At 54.4% G+C, this 355-nt stretch carries 1 protein-coding gene; it reads right to left on the reverse strand.

The window, feature by feature from the left end; all coding sequences use genetic code 11:
* The coding region (locus COY37_RS05760; RefSeq protein WP_286976678.1) for an IspD/TarI family cytidylyltransferase at positions 1–355 on the reverse strand (355 nt) is incomplete at both ends.

The following is a 355-nucleotide window of genomic DNA, read 5'->3' on the forward strand; positions in this document are numbered from 1 at the left end:
CCGTTCCATTAGCATGGAATCATCGGTCCCATAAAAACCCTCGGCTCTGGCTTTTTCATGGGCACGTAAAAGCGGCTCAAAAAGAAATGCCTGCGGGGTCTGGACCTGCCATGTTTTCGAGCGATCGGGAGTCTCGATTACAAAACCGTCATCCACAAGCTTGATCGTGTCTTTTGCGGGAATGCCGACAACCACGCCATCGCACTCCACCAAGTTCACTATTGCATCGTCAATAAGGCGCGGCGTGACAAGCGGCCTCGCACCGTCGTGAACCACGACAACCTTGGCCTGTTCAAATTCACGTGCGGCTTGAAGGCCATTATAGACCGAGTCCTGCCGCTCTGCGCCGCCTATG

The sequence above is a fragment of the Candidatus Aquicultor secundus genome, assembly GCF_002791875.1.
Classification (GTDB): domain Bacteria; phylum Actinomycetota; class Aquicultoria; order Aquicultorales; family Aquicultoraceae; genus Aquicultor_A; species Aquicultor_A secundus.